At 72.2% G+C, this 2,249-nt stretch carries 3 protein-coding genes; all 3 read left to right on the top strand.

What is annotated here, in order from left to right; translation table 11 throughout:
- Window positions 1–855 (top strand): carbohydrate ABC transporter permease (locus AOK00_RS34755; protein WP_055604117.1); only part of this gene is annotated, 855 nt, incomplete at its 5' end.
- Window positions 852–2,045: a Gfo/Idh/MocA family protein gene (locus AOK00_RS34750; protein WP_079042354.1), complete on the top strand. Its 1,194-nt coding sequence runs from the start codon at window positions 852–854 to the stop codon at window positions 2,043–2,045. The genes AOK00_RS34755 and AOK00_RS34750, both read left to right, overlap by 4 nt.
- The coding region (locus tag AOK00_RS34745) for a DUF6807 family protein (RefSeq protein WP_173861725.1) at window positions 2,042–2,249 on the top strand (208 nt) is incomplete at its 3' end. The genes AOK00_RS34750 and AOK00_RS34745, both read left to right, overlap by 4 nt.

Genomic DNA, 2,249 nt, shown 5'->3' with positions numbered 1-2,249 from the left:
CCCCCCGACCGGACGCCGCCCGCCGCCCGCACCAGGCGCAGGGCGTGGGACGAGGTGCCCCGCTGGCAGATCTATCTGCCCCTCGGGATCTACCTCCTCTTCACCCTCGTCCCCTTCTACTGGATCCTGCTCTTCGCCGTACGCCCGGCCGGCTCCACCTCGCTGCTGCCCTGGCCGATGACGACCGCGCACTTCGAGAAGGTCTGGAACGAGCGGAGCTTCGGCGTCTTCTTCCAGAACAGCCTGCTCATCGGGGTCGCGGTGCTCATCAGCACCACCGTGGTCGCCCTCGCAGGCGGATACGCGCTGGCCCGCTTCGACTTCCGGATCAAGAAGGGCTTCATGCTGGCCCTGCTCTGCTCGCAGTTCGTGCCGGGCGCGCTGCTCCTCGTCCCGCTGTTCCAGATCTTCGCCGAACTGAAGATGATCAACTCGCTGGGGAGCGTGATCATCGCAGAGACCGTCTTCCAGCTCCCGCTGTCGATGATCCTCATCAGCGGCTTCATCCGGAACGTGCCGTACTCCCTGGAGGAGGCCGCCTGGGTGGACGGCTGCAACCGCTTCTCCGCCTTCCGGATCGTCGTCCTCCCGCTGCTCAGGCCCGGTCTGGTCGCCGTCGGCTCCTTCGCCTTCGTACACGCCTGGAACCACTTCCTCTTCGCCCTGATGTTCCTCAGCAGCCAGGACAAGCAGACGATCCCGGTCGGCCTCAACACCCTCATGGGCGCCGACAGCGTCGACCTCGGGGCGCTCGCCGCGGGCGGCGTCATCGCCGCAGTGCCCGTCGTCATCGTCTTCGGCTTCATCCAGAAGTGGCTGGTCACCGGATTCAGCGCCGGGGCGGTGAAGGGATGAACGGCAACCCCACGCACACGGAGGACATGGACACCGCGGACACCCCCCTGCCGGTCGTCCTGGCCGGTGCCCGCGGCCACGGCCGCAGCCACCTCCTCAACATCCGCCGGCTCGAAGAGCGCGGACTCGTCCGTCTCGCCGGGGTCTGCGAGCTGCGCCCGCTCGACGCCGCCGAACTCGACGGCATCGGCGAACCGGAGCAGTCCGCCGACTTCGAGGCGCTGCTCGCCTCCACCGGCGCCCGGATCGCCGTGCTCAGCACTCCCATCCAGACCCATACCGACATGACGCTCACCGCCGCCCGGCACGGGGCGCACATCCTCCTGGAGAAGCCCCCGGCCCCCTCGTACGCGGAGTTCCGCCGGATGGCCGACGGCGTCGAGGCGGCCGGGGTGGCCTGCCAGATCGGGTTCCAGTCGCTGGGGTCGCACGCGGTGCCCGCGATCCGCCGGATGGTCGCGGAGGGCGCGATCGGCGAGCTCCTCGGCGTCGGCGCGGCCGGGGCCTGGGTCCGTGACGAGGCCTACTTCCGGCGCGCCCCCTGGGCGGGCCACCGGCGGCTCGGCGGGGCCGACGTCGTCGACGGGGCACTCACCAACCCCCTCGCGCACGCCGTCGCCACGGCGCTCGCGCTGTCGGGCTCCACCCGCGCCGAGGACGTCGAGCACATCGAGACCGAGCTGCTGCACGCCCACGCCATCGAGTCCGACGACACCTCTGCGGTACGGATCGTCACCTCGGCAGGCACCCAGGTCACCGTCGCGGCGACCCTCTGTGCCGAGCGGACCTCGGAGCCGTACGTCGTCGTCCACGGCACCCAGGGCCGGATCACCTTCTGGTACCGGCAGGACCGGGTGCTCGTACAGCGCGCCGGGCACGGACCGGTGGAGACCGAGTACGCCCGTACCGACCTCCTGGAGAACCTCGTCGCGCACGTCACCGACGGCGAGCCGCTGTGGGTGCCGCCAGCGGCGACCGGCGCGTTCATGCGGGTCGTCGAGGCGGTGCGGACGGCTCCCGACCCGCTGCCGATACCCGCCGCGCACTGGCACACCGAGCCCGGCGAGAGCGCGCCGCGCCGGGTCGTCGACGGCGTCGACGCCCTGGTGGACGCCAGCGCCGGCGGACTCAGGCTGTTCTCCGAACTCGGCGCCTCCTGGGCGCCGTCGACCCGGGCGGAGGCCCGATGACCCCCGCGCCCCCGAAGGTCCTGCGCTGCGCGGGCCGCGCCGTCGCCCACTACACGACCCGGCCCGGACTGGCCCCCCGCCACTCCCCCCGGCCGGCCAGGGTCGTGACCGGGTGGAGGTACGGCCGGCCGGTGACCGAGACGGCTCCCGAGGACCATCCGCACCACCTCGGCGTGGGCGTCGCCGTGCCCGACCTCCCCGGCC

Source organism: Streptomyces aureus, assembly GCF_001418135.1.
Classification (GTDB): domain Bacteria; phylum Actinomycetota; class Actinomycetes; order Streptomycetales; family Streptomycetaceae; genus Streptomyces; species Streptomyces aureus_A.
Note: the sequence above shows the minus strand (reverse complement) of the source record. Positions and strands in the feature narration are given on the sequence as shown.

Excerpts from the sequence above, each read along its gene's own strand:
- AOK00_RS34750 (WP_079042354.1), top strand. The coding sequence starts at position 852 with ATGAACGGCAACCCCACGCACACGGAGGACATGGACACCGCGGACACC.